The organism is Nocardia panacis (assembly GCF_003598715.1).
GTDB lineage: Bacteria > Actinomycetota > Actinomycetes > Mycobacteriales > Mycobacteriaceae > Nocardia > Nocardia panacis.
The window spans coordinates 333,969-355,040 of record NZ_QZFU01000036.1 but is presented as its reverse complement, the minus strand read 5'-3'; the positions used below and the strand labels follow the sequence as shown (position 1 = coordinate 355,040).

Annotated in this window: 15 protein-coding genes and 1 pseudogene; 12 read left to right on the top strand and 4 right to left on the bottom strand. The window is 67.5% G+C overall.

The window, feature by feature from the left end; genetic code table 11:
• Positions 1–7: 7 nt before the first annotated feature.
• The 6 genes from D5S18_RS27140 to D5S18_RS27115 are packed head-to-tail and all read left to right on the top strand — an operon-like array spanning position 8 to position 10,452.
• A complete protein-coding gene (locus tag D5S18_RS27140; protein WP_120043916.1) occupies positions 8–346 on the top strand; it encodes a hypothetical protein in 339 nt (112 codons plus the stop codon).
• On the top strand, positions 343–711 hold the full coding sequence (locus tag D5S18_RS27135) for a GPW/gp25 family protein (RefSeq protein ID WP_120043915.1): 369 nt from the start codon (positions 343–345) through the stop codon (positions 709–711). The genes D5S18_RS27140 and D5S18_RS27135 overlap by 4 nt, the downstream gene beginning before the upstream one ends.
• Positions 708–3,506 carry a putative baseplate assembly protein gene (locus D5S18_RS27130; RefSeq protein ID WP_120043914.1) on the top strand — a complete coding sequence of 933 codons (2,799 nt, stop codon included), beginning with the start codon at positions 708–710 and terminating at the stop codon, positions 3,504–3,506. The genes D5S18_RS27135 and D5S18_RS27130 overlap by 4 nt, the downstream gene beginning before the upstream one ends.
• Complete coding sequence (locus D5S18_RS27125; protein ID WP_120043913.1) at positions 3,503–6,778, top strand: putative baseplate assembly protein; 3,276 nt, start codon at positions 3,503–3,505, stop codon at positions 6,776–6,778. Before D5S18_RS27130 ends, D5S18_RS27125 begins: the two co-directional genes overlap by 4 nt.
• Positions 6,775–8,919, top strand: a complete 2,145-nt coding sequence (locus D5S18_RS27120; RefSeq protein WP_239004024.1) for a hypothetical protein — start codon at positions 6,775–6,777, stop codon at positions 8,917–8,919. Before D5S18_RS27125 ends, D5S18_RS27120 begins: the two co-directional genes overlap by 4 nt.
• 9 nt (positions 8,920–8,928) lie before the next feature.
• Positions 8,929–10,452 (top strand): DUF6519 domain-containing protein, encoded by a 1,524-nt coding sequence (locus tag D5S18_RS27115; RefSeq protein WP_120043912.1) that lies wholly within the window; start codon positions 8,929–8,931, stop codon positions 10,450–10,452.
• Positions 10,453–10,480: 28 nt separating this feature from the next.
• Here D5S18_RS27115 and D5S18_RS27110 read toward each other — a convergent pair.
• A pseudogene (locus D5S18_RS27110) lies at positions 10,481–10,916 on the bottom strand (isochorismatase family protein); the annotation flags it as partial.
• Positions 10,917–11,246: 330 nt separating this feature from the next.
• Here D5S18_RS27110 and D5S18_RS27105 point away from each other — a divergent pair.
• The 6 genes from D5S18_RS27105 to D5S18_RS27080 all read left to right on the top strand — a co-directional run bounded on the left by D5S18_RS27105 (position 11,247) and on the right by D5S18_RS27080 (position 17,872).
• A complete protein-coding gene (locus D5S18_RS27105) occupies positions 11,247–11,954 on the top strand; it encodes a DUF8020 domain-containing protein (RefSeq protein ID WP_120043911.1) in 708 nt (235 codons plus the stop codon).
• 125 nt (positions 11,955–12,079) lie between these two features.
• Entirely contained in the window at positions 12,080–12,640 is a 561-nt protein-coding gene (locus tag D5S18_RS27100; RefSeq protein ID WP_203236933.1) for a VUT family protein, read from the top strand.
• Between the two features lie 199 nt (positions 12,641–12,839).
• Positions 12,840–13,109 (top strand): hypothetical protein, encoded by a 270-nt coding sequence (locus D5S18_RS27095; RefSeq protein ID WP_120043910.1) that lies wholly within the window; start codon positions 12,840–12,842, stop codon positions 13,107–13,109.
• Positions 13,110–13,822: 713 nt separating this feature from the next.
• Complete coding sequence (gene speD, locus D5S18_RS27090) at positions 13,823–14,218, top strand: adenosylmethionine decarboxylase (protein ID WP_120043909.1); 396 nt, start codon at positions 13,823–13,825, stop codon at positions 14,216–14,218.
• Positions 14,219–14,303: 85 nt separating this feature from the next.
• Positions 14,304–16,031 (top strand): ABC transporter ATP-binding protein, encoded by a 1,728-nt coding sequence (locus D5S18_RS27085; RefSeq protein WP_203236932.1) that lies wholly within the window; start codon positions 14,304–14,306, stop codon positions 16,029–16,031.
• The gene (locus D5S18_RS27080) at positions 16,028–17,872 is read left to right on the top strand and encodes an ABC transporter ATP-binding protein (RefSeq protein WP_203236931.1); all 1,845 of its coding nucleotides are present in this window, start codon (positions 16,028–16,030) and stop codon (positions 17,870–17,872) included. Before D5S18_RS27085 ends, D5S18_RS27080 begins: the two co-directional genes overlap by 4 nt.
• Before the next feature lie 28 nt (positions 17,873–17,900).
• Here the strand turns inward: D5S18_RS27080 and D5S18_RS27075 are convergent, their stop codons facing one another.
• From D5S18_RS27075 to D5S18_RS27065, 3 genes are all read right to left on the bottom strand, one after another.
• Complete coding sequence (locus D5S18_RS27075; RefSeq protein ID WP_120043908.1) at positions 17,901–18,623, bottom strand: class I SAM-dependent methyltransferase; 723 nt, start codon at positions 18,621–18,623, stop codon at positions 17,901–17,903.
• Between the two features lie 172 nt (positions 18,624–18,795).
• Positions 18,796–19,830: a tRNA-guanine transglycosylase gene (locus D5S18_RS27070; RefSeq protein WP_120043907.1), complete on the bottom strand. Its 1,035-nt coding sequence runs from the start codon at positions 19,828–19,830 to the stop codon at positions 18,796–18,798.
• A 104-nt stretch (positions 19,831–19,934) separates the two neighbouring features.
• Positions 19,935–21,068, bottom strand: coding sequence for an acyl-CoA dehydrogenase family protein (locus D5S18_RS27065; protein ID WP_120043906.1), 1,134 nt, complete (start codon positions 21,066–21,068; stop codon positions 19,935–19,937).
• Between the last annotated feature and the right edge of the window lie 4 nt (positions 21,069–21,072).

The following is a 21,072-nucleotide window of genomic DNA, read 5'->3' as shown; positions in this document are numbered from 1 at the left end:
GTGCGAGATGCCCGGTTTCGTGGTGGATTACAGCACCAAGATGCTGTGCCCGCACGGTGGTCAGGTGACCTTCGTCCCCGGCGGTGCGCCCGTCGCGGTGATCGGGGTGAGTCCCGTGGCGACGGCCGTGGACCAACTCGTGGTGATCGGCTGCGGGCTGACCGGGTCGGCCCCGCCGTGCACCATGGTGCAGTGGTCGAATCTCGGCACCCCGCTGTTCGGCGGCGCGCCGGTGCTGCTCCAGTCGACCCCGCCGCCGGGACCTGGCAATGGCATCTGCCTCGGGTCGCTCACACCGGGGCCGCCGCAATTGTCGTTCGTTCAAGTGCGAGTAGTGGGGACGTGAGGGCCGTGGATATCGCCTTTCCTTTCGCCATCGACGCGCGCGGCCGGACCGCCGCCGCGAACTATCCCGACCATGTGCGGCAGATGATCGAGCAGTTGCTGTTCACCCGGCCCGGCGAACGCGTGGACCGACCCGACTTCGGCTGTGGACTGCTGGACCTGGTCTTCGAACCCAATAGTCCGGAAGTGGCGGCGGCGCTCCAGGTTTCGGCCGAAGGCGCGCTATTGCGCTGGCTCGGCGATGTCATCGCCGTAGCGCGGATGGACGTCACGGCACAGGAGGCCACGCTGCGCATCGATATCGACTACACCCTGCTCGCCACCGGGCAGCGGCGCACCGATCGCCTCGAGGGGAGGGTGATATGACCTGCACCGACGAGCGTCGCCGCGCGGTGGTCCGCGCGCACGGGCGCAACGGCATCGATTCGGTGGATGTCGGGGCGGATCGGCATGTGTTGACCGTGCTGTTCTTCGGGGAGACGCCGCAAGACCTCGGGCCGCGGAACTTTCGTGTCGACGGTGGGGTGAAGGTCACGGGGATCAAGGTTCTGGGCGTCGAACCCGTCTACGGCGACGATCCGGAGTTGGAGGGCAGCGTCCGGTTGCGGGTGAGCGATGTCGGCGATGTCTCGACCTATCGGCTGCGGATCCTCGGCGTCGCCGGATTCGACCCGCGCTATACGAGTGCGGAATTCCGATTCGTCACCGGCTGCGACGATTTGGACTGCGCACCGGTCTGCGACTGTCCGGACCCGACCGATCCGGTAGTCGAAATCGACTATCAGGCCAAGGATTTCGAGAGCTTCCGGCAGTTGCTGCTGGAGCGGATGAGTATCACCGTCCCGGAGTGGACCGAGCGGCACATCGCCGATATCGGCATCGCGCTGGTGGAACTGCTCGCCTACGAGGGTGATCGGTTGTCCTATCGGCAGGATGCGGCCGCGACCGAGGCCTATCTGGATACCGCTCGGCTGCGCACCTCGGTGCGGCGGCATGCCCGGTTGGTCGACTACGCCATGCACGACGGGTGTGCGGCGCGGGCGTGGGTGTGCGTCGAGGTCTCGGCGGATGTGCGACTCGCGCCGGAGGATATTCGCTTCGGAGCGGGGACGGAGCGGTTTGTGCCGCTCGAGACACGGGATCTCGTTCTGCACCGGGCGCACAATCGGATCGATATCTGGACTTGGGGCGATCACGACTGCTGCCTGCCGGAAGGGGCCACCTCGGCGACGCTGGTGGACTCGCGGCCCGCGACATCGAGCAGCGGGCCGGGGTCGGCCGCGCCCGACGGATCTGGTCGCGGCGATGGTGAATCCGAGCGCATCCTGCACCTGGCCCCCGGTGACATACTCGTCTTCGAGGAACTGCTCGGCCCGAAGACCGGTCTGCCCGCCGATGCCGATCACACGCACCGGCAGGCGGTTCGACTGATTTCGGTCACCGAGACCGGCGACGACCTCTACGGAGTGCGGTTGCTGGAGGTGACTTGGTCGCGGGCGGACGCGTTGCGATTCCCCTTGTGCGTCAACAGCGTTGGCGGATCGCAATGCGCCGATCTGGTGGTCGGCGCGGCCAGGGGCAATGTGGTGCTGGTCGAACACGGCGACTTCGGCGATCCGGAGTACCCGGAGGTGCCGCAGCCCGATCCGCAGGAGCCGGGCTGTCCGGCCCCGGTCTGCTTCGGGTGCCAAGATGTGGCGAAACCGGCGTATCGCCCGCACTATCCGCCGCTGCCGCACCGGTTTCGGCCGCGCCTGCAGTCGTGGCCTGTCACGATGACCGCCGCCTATCCGCAGCCCGCGGTGGTGGCGGCGGCACAGGCCCGCAGGCTGGAAGGGCTGCCCGATCGCGCGCGCGCCCAGCTGCGCTCGTTGCGCGACAAGGCCGCGCACACCCGACTCGACGACGCCGATATCGCCTATCTCACCGCGGTTTTCGGTCCGGCGACTCTGCGCAGAGTCCTTCTGAAGGACAAGCCGGAGGCGGCGCTGAAACTGCTGCTCGCCCGCTTCGATGACCTGCTCGCCGCCAAACTCGGGCGGCTGGCTCGACTGGTGCGGCGCGCGCTGGGCGGTCGGGAGCTGGTCGCCGCGGTCGAAGGCTGGGAGATCACGCAACAGTGGGGTGCGGCGGAGGGCACGGGTCTCGATCCCGCGAATCCGGCCTTCCACGGACCCGCCGCGGCGGCCCTGTCGACGGATCCGCGCGCGGCACTGCCCGCCGTCACCGTGGTCGACGGGTTCGGCGCGAGCTGGCGGCCGCGCCGCGACCTGCTCGACAGCGGTCCGGATGATCGCGACTTCGTCGGCGAATCCGATGACGACGGTTACCTGACACTGCGTTTCGGCGATGGTCGCAATGGGGCGGCTTTCGATTCGCTCGATCGGCCGACCATCACCTACCGCATCGGCAACGGTCGTGCCGGGAATGTCGGGGCCGAGACGATCAATCGACTGCTCACCGAAGCCAAGGGTTTGGCGATCATCCGGGTGCGCAATCCCCTTGCGGCCTCGGGTGGCATCGATCCCGAGTCGGTGTCGGATGTGCGCGAGCAGGCTCCGCACGAGGCGCGGCTGCGGCAACTGCGGGCCATCACGGCCGCCGACTACGCGGCCGCCGCCGCGCGGGCGCCCGGTGTGCGGGCCGCCGCCGCGGATCTGGCGTGGACGGGAAGCTGGTACGAGGCGCAGGTCGCGATCCTGCCCTTCGGCGGTGAGGATGCGCCGTCCTGGCTGCTGGACGAGGTCAGGGGTGTCCTGCACCGGTATCGGCGCATCGGCCACGACCTGGCGGTGTCCACCGCGCTAACGGTGCCGCTGGATCTGGCGCTGTGCGTGGAGGTTTCACCGGACTACCTGACCGGACACGTGCGCGCGGCGGTGCTGCGGGCGCTCGGCGCGCGAACCGGCGGACTGTTCGACCCGGCCCGACTGAGTTTCGGCGATCCGGTGCGCGTCAGCCGGATCATCGCCGCGGTGGTGGCGCTGCCCGGTGTGCGCAGCGCCGAAGTCACCACGCTGGAGCGGCTTTTCGGACCGCTGGGCAATGCGCTGCGGACCGGTGTGCTACCCATCGGGCCGTTGGAGGTGGCCCGGCTCGACAACGATCCGACGCGGCCGGAACACGGTCGGCTGCGACTGCACCTGGTAGGTGGGCGATGAGCTGCGGATGCGAATGCGGTTGCTGCGCGGGGGTTCGCCCCCGCACGCCGGTCGAGGTCTTCAACCGGCCGGGATTGCCCGCGCTGACCTATCGCGTCGGCGCCTACGGCAGCTTCCGCGAGACCATGCAGGCCAGGTTGGCGAGTCGGGACGCGTTGGCGCGCTTGACGACCCGCGATCCGGACGATCCGGGGATCGCTTTGCTCGACGCGTTCGCGGTGCTGGGCGATGTGCTCACCTTCTACCAGGAGCGCATCGCCAATGAGGGTTACCTGCGCACCGCCACCGAGACCTACTCGCTGACCGAACTCGGCAATCTCGTCGGCTACACCCCGCGACCGGCCCTCGGCGCGAGCACCTTCCTGGCCTACACCCTGGATCCCGGTGCGGCCACGCTGATTCCGATCGGGTCGGGTGCGCGCAGCGTCGCCAAGCAGAACGAGTTGCCGCAGACCTTCGAGACCATGGACGAGCTACCGGCCCGCGCCGACTGGAACACCCTGGCGCCCGCGCGCACCGCGCCGGTGCGCATCACCTACTACGAACCGAGTCATCTGCCGACGACCGATCCCGGCGATGTGCGCACCAAGCCGACCGTACTCGTCGCCGGGACCGCCGCCGGGTTGAAAACCGGTGACCGCCTGCTGTTCCTGTTCGGCGGCCAGGTCACCAATACCGCCGTGCGGCTGGTGCAGCGCGCGGATCCGGACTTCCCCGCCGACCGCACCATCGTCACGCTCATCGCGCCCGACGACGCATTGGCCGCCGCGATCGCCGATCTGAGCACGAAGGTGGATACCGCGCGTGCGACCGCACCGAAGGCCCAGTCGGCGCAGGACGCGGACACGACCTATCTGCAACCGTTGCAGACGGCACTGCACAAGCCCGGAAACACCGATCTCCCGCTCTACCTGTTGGAGCGGCTGGCGGAGACCGGTGAGCTCGCGGCGGCGCACGAGTCGTGTGCCGTTGTCGAGTGGTACACCGGCCCGGTGCACGACGCCGTGGTGGCGGGGCAGAAAGTCGCCGACCTGCTGCGCGCCCGCGACAGGACCCGTGCACCGGAGATCGGCCGCCTCATGGGCGCCGCCCACGACCTGCTGTGCCCGCCGTGCGGCGGCGGGGAGTCGAGTGCGAGACGATCGCGCACCGATCCGGCGGACTGTGACGACGGTGCGGCCCTCGCCGCGCTCGACACGGTACTGCCCGCGCTGCGGCGCGATCCCTCGATCCCGCCGCGCAAGGCGCGCGATATCGCCGCTCCGGTGGCCGAGCAGTTCCGCGCGAACTCCGATGTGCATCCGAAACTGCTCATCGCGGCCGATCCGCGGCTCGCGCCGAATCTGCACCGCGCCTGGGCCAATCAGCAACTCACGGCACCGCCGCCGCTGTCCGGGCTGCAAGTGCTGCGCACCAAGGCCGCGGTGGTCGCGGCCCCGAGCAGCACGGCGCCCGTCGGCGAGGTGTGGTTGGACGCGGTCTACGACCAGATCCTGCCCGGCACCTGGATGATCGCGACGGTGCAGGATTCCGCCGGAGCGCTGCACACGGCCGGGTTCCTGATCGATGCGGTGCGGCAGGACAAGCGCCCGATCGTCGTGACCACCTCGAAGGCGGCGCTGCCCACCTCGGTCCCCGCCACCGTGCTGACCGTGGCCGGCACCGATCCCTGGGGCGCCGGGAATTCCGCGCCCGCCGTGGGGTCGGCGATTTGGGCGCAGGGCGAGAACCTCACGCCCCTGGGCGATCCCATCATCGAGGACATCAAGGGCCGGGAAATCGAACTGGCGCAGGTCTATTCCGGTTTGCAGCCCGGTCGCCTGCTGATCGTGGCGGGTGAGCGCACCGATGTGCCGCATACCGCCGGGGTGAAGGCCGCCGAAGTCACCATGCTCGCGGGTATCCGCCAGCGGGTGGATCCGAACAAGCCCGGCGCGGCATTGCAGACCTTCCTGGAGTTGAGCGGGGATCTCGCCTACACCTACAAGCGCGAAACCGTCACCGTCTACGGCAATGTCGTGGAAGCCGATCAAGGGGAGAGCCGTCAGGAGGTGCTGGGCGCGGGCGATGCGACCGCGGCGGGCCAGAGCTTCCCGATCCGGCAGATCGCCGCCGCGACACCGCTCACCGCGCTACCCGCCGACAATCCGGCGGGCTACGATCCGGCGCTTGCCGTCGCGGTCTCCGGAGTGCGTTGGCACCCAACGGAATCGCTCATCGTCAACGGCCCGACCGATCATGTGTACGCCACCGATATCGCCGCCGACCACACCGTGCGGGTGCGCTTCGGCGACGGCACGCACGGTGCGCGCCCGCAGACCGGCGTCGACAATGTCACCGCGAAATTCCGTGTCGGGGCGGGTAGTTCGGGTGATGTCGACGCCGATCAGATCAAACAGCTCGCCGCCCGCCCGCTCGGTGTCAACGCGGTGACCAACCCGGTGCCCGCGACCGGCGGCACCGACGGCGACGGCCCGGCCGACATGCGCGCCACGATGCCGCTGCGCATGCTCGCGCTCGATCGGCTCGTCTCGGTGCGCGACTACGAGGATTTCACCCGCGCCCGCGCCGGATTCGCCAAAGCCTCGGCGCGCAAACTGTTCGACGGCGAGCGCGAGGTGGTGCACGTGACGGTCGCGACCATCGGCGACGCGCCGGTGAACGCCTCGGCCGAACTGCTGGTCAAATTGGCCGAATCGCTGCGCGACTTCGGGGATCTCGGGGTTCCGGTCCGCATCGCGGTGCGGGAGTCGGTGCTGCTGATTCTGCGGGCGGGTCTGGCGGTGCTGCCCGACTATTCGTGGGATCTGGTGGAACCCGCCGTGCGGGCCGCGCTGCTGGACGAATTCTCTTTCGCCCGAGCGGAGCTCGGCTCGCCCGCCTACCTGAGTCGGGCCATCGCGGTCATACAGGGCGTGCCGGGTGTCGACTATGTGGAGGTAGAGGTCTTCCACGGGGTTCCCGGCACCACGACCGCACTGGAGTTGGTCACCCTGGCGACGAAACTCAAAGGCGCGCAGCGGCGTATCGCCGCCGGACCGGCCCACTACGACACCGTCTCCCGTCGCCTCGGCTCGGGTGAGACGCTCACCGAATTCGCGCAGCGGGCCGGACTCACCCTCGCCGAACTGGCCGCGCTCAATCCCGCGCTGACGGTTGCCGATCCGGGCAGCGGCACCCGGCTCACGATTTTCCGCGGCATCCGCCCCGCCCGACTCGTCGTACTCCCGGCCGACGTGCCCGAGGCCCTGACCCTGCGGAGGATCCCGTGACCACGGACCGGCTCTTCGAACTCATGCCAAGGGTCTACCAGTCCCGCGACGACGACCTGGGCGGACCGCTGCGCGCCCTGCTCGGGGTGATCACCGAGCAGGCCGACCTGATCGAGGCCGATATCGAACGGCTCGCCGAGGACTGGTTCGTGGAGACCTGCCAGGACTGGGTGCTGCCCTACCTCGGGGATCTGGTGGGTTTCCACGCCGCGCCCGCCTCGGCCGAGGCGCTGGCGGCGGGCACCGAGGAGGCGCGAAAGCTGCTGGCCGCCTTGGCCGCCCGGCGCGATGTCGGCCACACGGTGCGCAATCGCAGGCGTAAAGGCACCCTCGCGGTGCTGGAGGATCTCGCCGCCGACGCAGCCGCGTGGCCCGCGCGGGCGGTGGAATTCCGCCGACTGCTCGGCCTCACCCAGGCGATCCGACTGTGGGGCCGCGATCCACGTGCCGATGCCCGACGGCTCCATCGCGGGCGGCTCGCCGATCTGCGCGAGGTGGATGTGCTCGACCGGGTGGACGGGCCGTTCGACGCGCTCGCGCACACCGTCGATGTGCGGCGGATCAATTCGCCGCGGGGACAGGGCCGCTACAACATTCCCGAACTCGGGCTGTTCGTCTGGCGGCTGCGACCGTATTCGGTGACCGGCGCGCCCGCCTTCTCCTGCCACGACCGGGCGCGCGCCCATTTCACCTTCAGCATCCTCGGCAATGACGCGCCGCTCATCACCGCGCCGGACCGCGAACCCGAACCCGCGCATATCGCCGAGGAGAGGGATGTGCCCGCCTTCATCCGACGGCTTGCCTTCCGGGAGCGGACCGCCGACTACTACGGTCCGGGCAAGAGCCTGTGCCTCTACACCGCCGCGCCGAAGGAGGGCGACCCGCCGATCGCGGTGCCGCTCGAGCGGATCGTGGCCGCGGATCTGACGGACTGGGTCTATCGGCCCAAGCCGGGGCAGGTCGCCGTCGATCCGGTATTGGGGCGCATCGCCTTTCCCGCCGGGTACGCCCCCGACACCGGAGTGTGGGTCGACTACCACTACGGGTTCTCCGACGACCTCGGCGGTGGGGAGTACCACCGGCCGCTGAAACCCGCCGCCACCGTGTACACCGTGGGCACGGGCGGACAGTTCACGCTGATCAACGCGGCGCTTCGACAGTGGAATATCGACAAGTCGGCGGATCCCGAGCGGCGCGAGGCCGTCATCGAGCTGGTCGACAGCGGCGCCTATCAGGAGCAATTGGAGATCAAGCTCGAAGACGGCGACCGGCTCACCCTGCGCGCGGCGCAGCGGAAGCGGCCGGTGCTCCGGTTGCTCGACTGGTACAGCAACCGTCCCGACGCACTACGGCTCATCGGACCCGACGGTCCGCCGACCGATGCGCCGCCCGCCGTCGTCACATTGGATGGGTTGCTGATCACGGGTCGCAGTGTGCGCATGGAGGGTCGGATCGGTGTGGTGGGTATCCGCCACTGCACACTGGTTCCAGGGTGGTCGCTGGATGACAAGTGCTGTCCCGAACACGAGGAGGAGCCGAGCCTGGAACTGCTGCGCACCACCGCGTGCCTGCAGGTCGACCGCAGCATCCTCGGCACCATCATCGTGGAGGCGGACGAGACCCATCGGGAGCCGAATCGAATCTGGTTGTCCGACAGCATTATCGATGCCACCGACGACTGCCTGGCCGCGATCGTGGCCGACGACGACGGATTCGCCTTCGCCACCGTGAGCGCGCGCCGCTGCACCGTCTTCGGCGCGGTGCGCGTGCATGCGGCGGAACTGTTCGAGAATTCGATCCTCACCGGCGAAGTGTGCGTGGCGCGGCGCCAGCAGGGCTGCTTCCGATTCTGCTGGCTCCCACCGGGTTCGCGCACCCCCGCGCAATTCCACTGCGAGCCCGCCCACTCCGGTGATCCGATCCGAGTCGTGCCGCGATTCACCCGGATCCGCTACGGCACACCCGGATACGCCCAGCTCGCCGCCTGGTGCCCCGACGAGATTGTTCGCGGCGCGGATGACGACTCGGAAATGGGCGTCTTCCACGACCTGTTCCAGCCGCAGCGCACGGACACGCTGCGCCTGCGACTCGATGAATTCACCCCGGCCGGAACCGATTCCGCCATTCTCTTCGTCACCTAGGAGGCCACGATGCAAGGCGACTTCTCCCGGCGCACCCACCGCGCCGCCGACCACTTCGCGGCCGTGCTCATGCAGCAGGGCCGGGTGCAGTTGGACGCGGACTTCAACGAGCAGGCCGAGATACTGCTGCACTATCTGCGCACCGTCGTCGGTGATCTGGTCGGCCCCGCCGCCGCGCCGAAGGACCACGCGGGCTTCGAAATCGCCGCCCACAACGGTTCCGACGGCAAACTCGACGACCTGCTGATCGGTCCCGGTCGGATGTATGTCGACGGGCTGCTGGTCGAGAACGGCATCGGGCGGACGGGTGCGCAGAGCACCTGGACCTCGTACCGGAATCAACCCGACGGCTACCTCGACCCGGACAGTATCGCCGACCAACTTCCCACGGGCACCGCGTATATCGCCTATCTGCGAGTGTGGGAGCGTTTGATCACCGCCGTCCAGCGGCCGCACATCCGCGAGGTGGCCCTCGGCGATCCCGGACCGGATACCGCGACCCGCGCCAAGGTCATCTGGCAGTTGGACACCCTCGCCGTCACCGAGGATCCCGGCGATAGGATCGACACGGCGGTGCCGGACGCGCTGGCCAGGTTGAATCCGCGCCCCGGCCTGCTCGCCTTCAGGGCACGTCGCCCCGTCGGTGTCGAGACCGACCCGTGCCATCTGCCGCCCGAGGCCGCGTTCCGCGGTCCGGAGAATCAGCTCTACCGGGTCGAGATCCACAGCGGCGGACCGGCGTGGCCGCAGCCGGGTTCGCGCGGGCTCGCCGCGCGAAAGGGGTTGCGCGGGGCCACCTTCAAATGGTCGCGGGAAAACGCCTCGGTGGTCTTCCCGATTCTCGGCGTCGAGGGACAGCAGGTGCGGTTGGCCACCCTCGGCCGCGACGGCAAATTGGGTTTGGAGATCGGCGACTGGGTGGAGATCACCGACGATGCCATCGCCTCGCGCGTGGCCGATGAGCGCGGCCTGGATTTCACGCAGGTCGTCGCCAAACCCCCGCTGTTGCAGGTGACCGCCATCGACCCGGACAGCTCGACGGTCACCCTGTCGGGCAATACGCCCAGCGAATGCGGCCTGCACCAGAACCGGCACCCGCTGCTGCGCCGCTGGGATCAGCACGGGCCGACGCGCTACGAGTCGCCCGACGACGGCACGGTCCTGGATTTGCCGCTCGCGGACGACGGTGCGCTGCCCGTTGTCGAAGGGATGTGGATCGCCCTGGAGGACGGTGTGGAAGTGATATTCCGCTCGCCGCAGGTTAATACCCTGGTGACCACTGATCCTCAGCCCAAGACCGCCGCCGCCCCCGAGTCCCTCGATGCGACCACCGGCACCTACCGGCCCGGCAACTACTGGATGTGCTCGGCCCGCACGGTGACCGGCGATGTGGAATGGCCCAAGGACAAGCAGGGGCCGATCCCGCTACCGGCCGAAGGAGTGCACTACCACTACGCGGCATTGGCTTTCGTCGATGCCAAGGGCGCGGTCAACGATCGCAGGCACAAGTTCGTGCCGCTGCCCCATGTGTGATCGGCAAGCTCGGGTTCGCGGCGCTGCCCTATGCGTGATCGGCGGCGAATACGCGGTCGTGCGTGGCTGTTTCGCGGTCGAGCAGGGCGGCGGTGGGTAGGACCGCGCCGCAGCGGCGCGCCGTGTAAGTCAGGGCCATCAGGTGGTCCTCGCGGGTGAAATCGGCGGTGGCGTCGAGGATCAGGAACGGGCGCACATCGCTCATGAAAGCCTCGGCGGCGCTGAGCATGCAGCCGTATGGGTGTAGACGCGGTCACCACGAGGTGGTCGCGGCGGTAGTAGCCGAGCAGTTCGCGCAGGTCGGTGCGCTGGAAGGCCGAGTAGCGCCACTTGGTGACCTGGATGTCGCGCGGATCGGGACGCAGTTCGGCGACCACCTCGGTATCGGCGCCGTGTCCCATGCCGGTGCCCCAGAAGTCGGCGAGGATGCCGCGGCGCGAGGGATGCTGATCGCCGGGATTCATCGCCGCCGTGCCGAGCCGGTAGATGATCAGCGCGACCGTTGCCGAACCGGCAAAACCGAACCAGACATATGAGGTGATCTCGGTTACACCGAGGAAGGTTCTCCCCAGCTCGTCAGGGTCCCGCGGGCAAATGCGCAGGTATACGTAGGTATTGAAGCTTAGGCTTACCTACCCTACTGTGTTCTGATGTCCGGTTTGCAACTTTCCGTCGCACCGACGGTGTGCCCGACTGTATACCGGATGGGTACGTATCAATTTGTCCCGCAGCGCGATTCGTGCTTCGCGCCGGGGCAGACGGCATTCGCCGCGATGAGGGAAGGTACTTCGTACGTGAGATTCACCAAGATCGCCCTGCTGACCACCGCCGTCGGCACCGCGCTGACAGTCGCCGCGGGTGCGAGCAGCGCCGCGCCGCAAGCGGATGCGGGCGCGGTCGACTACGCCGCCACCACCACCGAGCGCAACACCGTCATCCGCACCGAGGCCGGATCGATGGTCGTCGAAGACGGAGTGTTCAAGATCAAGGCGCGCAACGGCGTCACCGTCGCGGGTAGCGAATTGAGTTTCCGGGTGGACGATTTCGTCTTCCCGATCGCCGCCGACATCGCGGGCGACACGGCCACGCTCACCCCGCAGTTCGATCGGGTGCACGCGCGCTATCAGCCGGTCGCCCTGCCCTTCGAGGACAAGGCCCCCTGGAAGTCCGAATACGACCGCGAGAACGCCGCGTGGAGCCGCATGACCGGCACCATCGCCCTCGGTGCGAGCATCGGCACCCTGGTCGGCGGCCTCGGCGGCGCGGCGATCGGCTGTGTCCTCGGCGGCATCGCGGGCGCCACCATCGCCTCGGCCACCATCGTCGGCATGTTCGGCCCGTTCATCCCGGCCGCCGCCGTCGGTTGTGTCGGCGGCGTCCTGGCCTTGGGCGCCCTCGGCACCGTCGCGGGCCAGATCCTGATCACGGCCCCGGTCGCGATCATGGCTGCCGTCCAGTACTTCACCACCATCAATCAGCCGTTCAACCCGCCTGCCAAGTAAGCAGGCTCGCAAGCGATATCGAGGTGGCCGGTGCGCACAGAGCGCACCGGCCACCGGTTCCTTCGAATTCAGCGGCGAGATGAGCGATCCGCGAGGTGCGCGGCCACCCGTGGGAGAATCCCGTGGTGGCAGCTTCGAATGAGATGACCGAGACCGCGCGCCGTCGATATGTGACAGCGCCGCGCCGACCAATGCCGGCGGGGTTGGTGGTCTTGGCCTATCTCGGGGCGGTGGTCGCCGCGAACTGGTTGATCGAGCGGTTCGGGGTGGTGCCGGTCGGGTTCGGACTGTCCGGGCCTGCGGGCGTTTTCCTGGTCGGTCCGGCGCTGGTGCTGCGCGACGGGGTGCAATATCTGTGGGGGAAGCCGGTCGCGTTGCTGACTTTGGCCGTCGGTGCGGTGCTGTCCTATTTCGTGGCCGGGCCGGAGGTGGCGACGGCCTCGGCGGTGGCGTTCGCGGTGAGCGAGCTGGCCGACTTCGTGGTGTTCACCTGGCTTGCCCCGCGTTGGACCAGGGCCGTGCTGTTCGGCGGGATCGCCGGGGCGCTGCTCGACTCGATCCTGTTTCTCTATATCGCCTTCGGCTCCCTGGCCTTCCTGCCGGGGCAGGTGTTGGGCAAGGTGTACGGCGTGGCGCTGGCCGCCTTGATCATTGGAGCGCGCCGGGCCTGGTCGGCGCGGCGCTGATCGGGTCCGACAATACCCGCGTGCGGACCGGAAGTCCCGAAAACTGTGCACGCCTTGCGCTTTGAGGTAATGTCGTAATCAGGTTCCGAGTGAAACAACCTGAAAGCACACAGCCGAGGCAGGGGCCGAAATGCGGGTGTGGGAAATGTGATCCCCAGCGATCCACGCCGCGGTCGGCACAGAACGGAAAGAGCTGGATATGTCAGGGGGTTCCTATGTCGAAGCCGAGGATTTGCTCCGCGCCGTCTACGAAAAGCTGAGGGCCGTCCCCGCCGACGACCCGCTCGCCTTGGCCGCCACCCACCTGGTGCGCTGCGCCATGGACGGCGTCGCACTCCTCAGTCAGCCCGAATCCTCCACGGCCAATGAGATTCTCGGCTGTGCGCGGGCGGCCGTCACCGTGGCCACCTATGCGGTGCGCGAGGTGGACGGCCGCGATCGCCGCGACCGGGCGGTGCTGCCGGGGTAGTGGGAGCGTCTCCCGCATGCGGTGCCGACCCGGATCCGGGTAGCTGCCGTCGAGGCGTATCCGGTTGAGCTGTTGGGCTGCTCAGACCGTGGACACGCCGAGAACATCGGTCGAAATTCTCCGCGATTCAGCACGTCCGAATGGGCCGAGAGAAATACCGATCAATACCCGCATCGGAGCGGGATTGGAATTTGGATAGGGCATCCGAAATAAGGCTCTCGACCAATTCGACGAGGCCGTATGCTTATAAGACTGCGATTTCAGCGGCGGGGGAGGAAAACGCTGTGATGAAATGCCGAAATGGTGACGCCGCGCCAATGCGGCTGAAGTTCTGTCAGACTAGCAGCGGTGCCGGAGCTGCGCAACCCTTGATATCCATGTGACCGTACTGCTATCTTCCGTACGGAACGATACATCCCGATTTCTGGAGATAGAAATAATGGTGTGCTCGATCGATGGACGCGGCAATCTCGGCCATGCTGTCTATCCGCGAGTCCATAAACAGTAGCCGAATCTTCGGCGAACTTTCATCTCATCGGCGAATTCCCCAGTCGAAATAGTCCGGTATTCGCTCGTAGCGTGCGGTGCAATCGGTCAGTATGGAACCGACCGCTCGGTTATTATTCGGGTCATCCGGCACGATCCGTGTCGATCGATGCCCATTCTCGAAAGATTCTCGTTTCAGATTTCTTGGTCGGTAGGGAGGTCGATTCATGTCCAATGCGCCGGAATCGGTGGATGACGAGGTAGATGTCACCGGGCTGTTCACCGGGCAGCATGTGCTCGTCGAGCTGCACGGGGTCGAACGCGGCCCCCTCGACGACGAGAAATTCCTGTGTCGAACCCTCGAGCAAACCCTGATCGACGCCGGTGCCACCGTATTGGACATCGTCAGCAGACGTTTCAGCCCCCAGGGCGTCACGGTGCTGGCAGTGCTGTCGGAATCGCACGCCTCCATCCACACCTATCCGGAGCTCGGATCGGTCTTCATCGACGTGTTCACCTGCGGCAAACGCGCCCGTCCGCAACTGGCGGTGCAACTGCTCGCCGAAGCGCTGCGCGCGCCGCGCATGGAATCGACGGTCATCCAGCGCGGTAGGACGTACTAATGTGAGCATGAAGATGGAGTGGTTGAAGCGTTTCCCGAGAAGGGAAACCGGCAGAAGCGACACCATAAATACCCTTCGGCGATTGATGCCCTACGCGAGAGTCGAGATCTCGCCGATAGGGCGCGCCCTGCTGGCCGCGGTCGCGGCGACGGCATGCGGTCTGGTGATTCCGCTCGTCATCGAGCGGATCATCGACGGACCGGTCGCCGAGGGCGATATGCGCGAACTCGCCATCATGTGCGGCATCGTCCTGGGGCTCAGCGCACTCGAGGCGGTTTTCTTCCTGGCCAGACAGCGACTGGTCATCGCGCCGAGCGCGCGGGTCGAGGTCCGCATGCGCGAGGCGCTCTACGCGCATATTCAGCGGCTCTCACCCGCCTTTCACGACGGCTGGCCCTCGGGGCAGTTGCTCTCACGCGCCACGGTCGACCTGAACGCCATCTCGCGATTTCTGCGCTATTCCCTGGTCTACCTGGTGGTGAATGCGTTCTCGATAGTCGCCGGACTCGGGATTCTGTTCTGGATGTCGCCACTGCTCGGGCTGATCTTCACGGTGATCATCCTGCCGGTCGGCATCAACGCCATGATTTTCGAGGCCAAATATCAGGAGCACAGCGAAATCGCCCAGGATCAGCGCGGCGATCTAACCACCCACGTGGAGGAATCGGTGCTCGGCGTGCGGGTGCTCAAGGCATTCGGCCGCAGCAAACAGGCCACCGCCGCCTTCCGCCACACCGCCGAACTGCTGCGCAAAACCGAGATGAAGCGGGCGCATGTGCTCGGCCTGCTCGTCGCCTCGGTGGTCGGACTGCCGGAATTCGCCCTCGGCGTGGTGCTGGTCATCGGCGGATCGCTGGTGGCTCGCGGCACCATGAGCAATGGCGAATTGGTCGCCGCCATCGCCATCGTGGCCTTTCTCCAATGGCCGCTGGAATCCAACGGCTACCTGATCGCCGAGGCCAACGAGGCGGCCGCCGCCACCAAACGATATTTCGCGCTGCTCGACGCCGAGGTCACCATTACCGATCCAGGGCAACCCGAACCGCTGCCCGAGCCGGTGCGTGGCGGTGTGGTCTTCGAAGGAGCGCACTTTCGCCATCCGGGTGCGCAGATGGACCTGCTCGCGGGTATCGATCTGGAGATCCGGCCGGGGGAGACGCTGGCGCTGGTCGGCGCGACCGGATCGGGCAAATCCGTGCTGGCGGGGGCGATCACCCGACTGCACGATCTGACCGGCGGCCGAATCCTGCTGGACGGCACGGATATTCGACGGCTGCCCCTCGCCGCGCTGCGCGGCGAGGTGGCCATGGTCTTCGAGGATCCGGTGCTGTTCTCCGGAACCATCGCCCGCAATGTCCGCCTCGATCGCGACCATCTCACCGACGCGCAGGTGCGCGAGGCGCTGCGCGTGGCCAATGCGGAGGAATTCGTGGACGCACTACCGTTCGGACTCGAAACACAGGTCGGTGAACAGGGTTTCGCGCTGTCCGGAGGCCAGCGGCAGCGGATCGCGCTGGCCAGGGCGGTGGTCGGCCGCCCGAAGCTGCTGGTGATGGACAACCCGCTCTCGGCCCTGGACGTGCACACCGAGGCGGAGGTGGAGGCGGCGCTGCGGCGGGTGCTGCGCGACGCCACCGCGCTCGTCGTCGCGCACCGACCCAACACCGTGTATCTGGCCGACAGGGTGGCCCTGCTGGACGAGGGCCGCATCGTCGCGGTCGGCGCCCATCGGCAACTGCTGCGCGAGTGCCCGCGCTACCGGGCGCTGATGGCCCCGCACGAGGTAGAGGTGGCCGGAAGGACGATGCCGTGACAGACGCGCTGTCCGAGGCTCGCGACGAGGGACCGCAGTGGTCCGGGGTCGCCGACGCGGCCGAGCAGGTCAATCGCGAGGCGCACCGGGCGTTGCGGCGCCGGTCGCGACGGCTGATGCGAGATCTGTTCCGCCCCTACCGGTTCGGAGTGGTGGCCACGCTGCTGCTCGGCCTGCTCGACGTCGCGGTGGAAATGAGCAGGCCACTGCTGATCGCCGCCGTCATCGATAGCGGAATTCCGGCCGCCGCCCGCCACGACTACGTCCCGATGCGCTGGTATGTCGCGCTGTATCTGCTGAGCAGCCTCGCCACCGCAGGACTCACCTGGGCCTTCACGGTGGTGGCCAATCGGATCGGTCAGGATGTGCTGCTGGATCTGCGGCACCGCATCTTCCGGCACGTGCAGCAGTTGTCCATCTCCTTCCACGAGTCCTATCCCTCCGGCCGGATCATCTCCCGGCTGACCAGCGATATCGAGGCGCTGCGCACCCTGCTCGAGGAAAGTATCGAGGGACTGTTCCGCGCCTTCCTCTCGGTCTTCGCCATCGCGATCGTGCTGCTCTGGTTGGATCCGCTGCTCACCTCGATCATCGTCATCGCCTTCCTGCCCGCACTGTGGATCACCCGGCAGTTCCGCAAGCGCGCCCACTACCACTCCGAACGCACCCAGAGCGCGATCGCGCGGGTGATCGCGCATTTCGTGGAGACGGTCAACGGGATTCGCGTGGTCCAGACGTATCGGATGGAGAAATCCAACGAGCGCACCATGCGAACCCTCAATGCCGCGCACCGGGACGCGACCATCGCCGCGGGCAATGCCATGGCCTCCTCCACGGCGCTGGTCAACTTCCTCGGCAATGCCAGTGTCGCGCTGGTGCTGCTGGTCGGCGGTTGGCAGATCATCCACGGCGGTCTGGCACTGGGCGTGCTCACCGCCTTCGTGCTCTACCTGCGCAAGTTCTACGACCCGGTCACCGACCTGGCCCGCTTCGCCAATTCGTACGCGGTCGCGCTGGCCGCCTTCGACAAGATCGCGGGCGTCCTGGCCGAGCGGCCGCAACTGGCCCAACCCGCCGCGCCGAAACCCTTGCGCACCAATCGGGCCGAGGTCGAATTCCGCGATGTCGCCTTCCGCTACCAGACCAGTCCCGGCCTGGTGCTCGACGACCTGAACCTGCGCATCGCCCCCGGCGAGACCGTCGCACTCGTCGGCGCGACGGGCTCGGGGAAATCCACCATCGCGAAGCTGCTGGCCCGGTTCTACGATCCGGTCGCCGGAGCGGTGGTCATCAACGAGATCGACCTGCGCGAGGTCACCGACGCCGATCTGCGCCGCACCGTCGCCATGGTCACCCAGGAACCCTTCCTGTTCACCGGATCGGTCGCCGACAATATCGCCCTCGGCAAACCGGAGGCGACGCGCGCGGAGATCGAGCGCGCCGCCGCGACAATCGGTGCGCACGAATTCATTTCCGAACTGCCGGACCGCTTCGACAGCGAGGTCAACAAGCGTGGGGCGCGCCTGTCGGCCGGGCAGCGTCAGCTCATCGCGCTCACCAGGGCGCTGCTCGCCGACCCGGCCGTGCTCATCCTGGACGAGGCCACCTCGAGTATGGATCCGTCCACCGAGCGGGTCGTGCAGCGCGCGCTGCGCACGGTCCTGCTCGACCGGACCGCCCTCATCATCGCGCACCGGTTGTCCACGGTGCTCAATGCCGACAGGGTGCTGGTCATCGAGGACGGGCGCATTGTCGAGCAGGGACCGCCGGAGGAACTGATCGCCGGTGGTCGACATTTCGCGGCACTGCACCGCGCGTGGTTGAGCAGCACTATCGTGTGAGCGGCCAGGCCCTGTCGTGAGACAGGGCCTACCGCCGCTCCACCACGAAGCACACCTCGTCCTCGGTCTGGAACTCGTCCACCTCGGTGAAACCGAAATCGCGGAAAAACCGGCGCAGCACACCGGTTTCGCGGCGCTCGATGTTCTGCTTCTTGGCCATGGCGGTGCGCGAACCGCTCACCACCAGGCGGTCGGCCGGGGTGTCGGCGAGCGCCTCGAGCAGCGACGGATTGCGGCGCGCCACCACGGGCACCACCTTGAGCAGCAGCCCGACCTCACAGCGGGTCAGGCCCTGTGTGGTGAGCGCGTCCCAACCGTCGGCCAGATCCCAGCGGAACGGGCGGATGCGGTCGTCGCCGCGCAGTTCGGCATAGGCGGTCACGGCGGCGATGGCCGCCTTGTCGGTATCGACCGCCCAGAGCTGCCGCACCGCGGCGCCGCGCGCGTCATCGAGGGGGAACAGCAGCGGCAATACGCCGCAACCCACATCGATGACGGTGTCGACGGCGCCGGTGCGGGCGAATACCGCATCGAAGAACTCGTCGATGTGGTCGAGACGTTCGGCGGTGCTGATATGGCTGGTGGTGATGGCCCGGATGGCCGCGGCCCGCTCCGCGGCGGTGGAGTCGGCGCTCAGGGCGGTGAGGCCTGCCATGGCCGAGTCCGCCTCGGATTCGGCCGGGCGGTAGCGGCGCAACTGGTGGTAGATCTCGCGTTTGAGCGTCGTGGCCGAATCCCGGTACACGCGCATGCGTTTGATCTGCGCCAGATTTCCGGCCGCGGCGATGGCCGCGAGCAGGGGAGCGTTGCGGGACCAGGATGCGACGATGATGTCGCGCGCTTGGGCGGCCTGAATCTGATAGCGCCGCGCGACCTCGGCGGCGAAATCATCCGCCAGCTCGCCCAGCAGGGCCGGGGGCTGCTCAGTAATGGCTTGGCTCTCCCGCCTGCTGCCAGGAACTGCGCAGCGCGCTGGTGGGGAACCAGACGTCGTGCACCTGCATTATTTCCTCGAGGTAGTCGTGGAGGGTGCCCAGATCCAGCCGCCGATTGATCTCGTCCATGGTGGCACAGATGGTCCACAGGTTGTGCAGGGTCAGTTCGTCGCCGGTCGGGAACTCCGTCGGATTGTCCACGCAGGACGGGCAGTCGCAGCGGAACTCGCCCGCGACGAGGGGGCCGGGATCGCGCAGCGCGCCGAACGGGGTCATATACCAGCCGTCCCTGGCGAAATGGCCGTACGAGGCGGAGTCGAACACATTCACCCCGGCGGCCACCAGGAACGGGATCTCGCACGGATCGCCCGAACCGTAGAGGTGGATCGGGATATCGGGTCCGATGACGTCGCGCGCGTCGGTGGCGACCTCGGCCACGAAACGCAGATCGTGATTGCGATTGAAGAACGGCACCAGGCTGCCGAGCGCCAGGTAGCTCACCCCGAGATCGCGCAGCGTGCGCACGCTGCGGCGCCGCAATTCCATGAAGCGCCCGCCCTGTTGGACGCCCGCCAGGATGCCGCGCTCGGCCAGCGGCAATGCCTGGCGGATCCGCTTCTCGGTGGCCGCCAGCTTCGATTCGGCGACGTTGCGGGAGTCGCCGGGCGGGGTGACCAGATCCAGTGGCGCGAAGACATCGCTGCCGATCCGGTCCTGGAAGCGCACGATATCGCGATTGTCCAGGTACAGACTCCGGGTGAAACCCTGGAACGCCCCGGAATCCGTAGTGACCAGCCCCTCGAATCCCAGATAGCTGTGCAGGTCGCCACTCTCGAGCAGTTGTTTGCGAATATCGCGCTGCTTGTAGAGGAAATAGGAATTGACGATGCAGCCGTCGATGGTGGGTCCGGTAATTTTCTTGCTCAGCAGTGCATTATTCTGCCGATGCGGCTGGAATACCGGCAGAAAAATGGGAAGCCGATGCTTGCTCCCACGCTTGGTGACGAACTCCCTGGAAGTCACGGACTCGAATCCTCTAGGCTGCTTTTGGACGACCGGCCATGCTACCCGGCCGCCGGAAGCGACGCAAAAGCGGTATGCCCCCGACGCGCGCCGGGGGCACAACCTCAGACTCGAGTGCGTTGCAAGGTGGCCTCGGCGATCTGCAAGCGCTGGATCTCGCTGGTGCCCTCGATGATCTCCTGGATTTTGGCATCGCGCAGATGCCGTTGCACCGGGTAGTCCGAGCTCACACCATTGGCCCCGTGCACCTGGACCGCGTCACCGGCGACCTGGTAGGCGGCGCGGGAGGCGAAGTATTTGGCGATCAACGTTTGGCGCACCGCGTCCTGGTGGCCCGCAGCGCGCAACTCGCCCGCCTGCCCGCACAGCAGTCGCGCCGCCTCGACAGCCGCGACCATATCCGTGAGTAGAGCGCGAATGAGCTGGTGCTCGGCCAGCGGGACCTCGAACTGGGTGCGGGTGCGGGCGTAGTCGAGGCTGGCGTCCAGACAGGCCGTGGCCAAGCCGACCGCGCCCCACGCGGTGCTGTAGCGGCCGTAATCCAGGGAGGTGGTGGCCACCAGGTCGAAAACCAGTCGGCCGTGCGCGATCAGATTCTCCGCCGGGATCTCGCAGCCGTTCAGCTCCAGTTCGGCCAATTCGGAGGCCCGCAACCCGAGCAGGCCGCCGATCGGTCGGACGGTGAAATTCGGCGTTTCCCGCTCGACCAGGAAAACCGCGGGCTCATCGTCGAGGCGGGCGAAAACCAGGAAGACCGCCGCGCGCTGACCGAAACTCATCCATTTCTTGCGACCGGTGAGCCGGTAGCCGCCCGCGATCCGCTCGGCGGTGGTGCGGCCATTGCGGGCATCGCTGCCATTCTCGGGTTCGGTCAGGGCGAAGGCGCCGACCGCCTCGCCCGCCGCGATCCGCGGCACCCAGCGCTCGGACTGCGCGCGGGAACCCCATTTCAGAATGGCATGGGCCACCATGCCCTGAACGGCGACCAGATTGCGCACCGAACCGCAGCCGCGCCCCATTTCGGCGCTGAACAGGCCGTAGGTGGGCACATCCAGTGCCGTGCCGCCCGCCTCGACCGGCAGTGTCGGCACCAGCCAGCGGGCTTTGCCCAGCGCCAGCACGATCTCGTCGGAGAGGTGTTGCTCGGCGTCCCAGTGGTTCGCCTCCGGGATGATCCGTTCATCGGTGAAGGCGGCGAAGGCGGCGACATCCTCGCGCTGCCGGTCGGTGAGTCGCATCGGT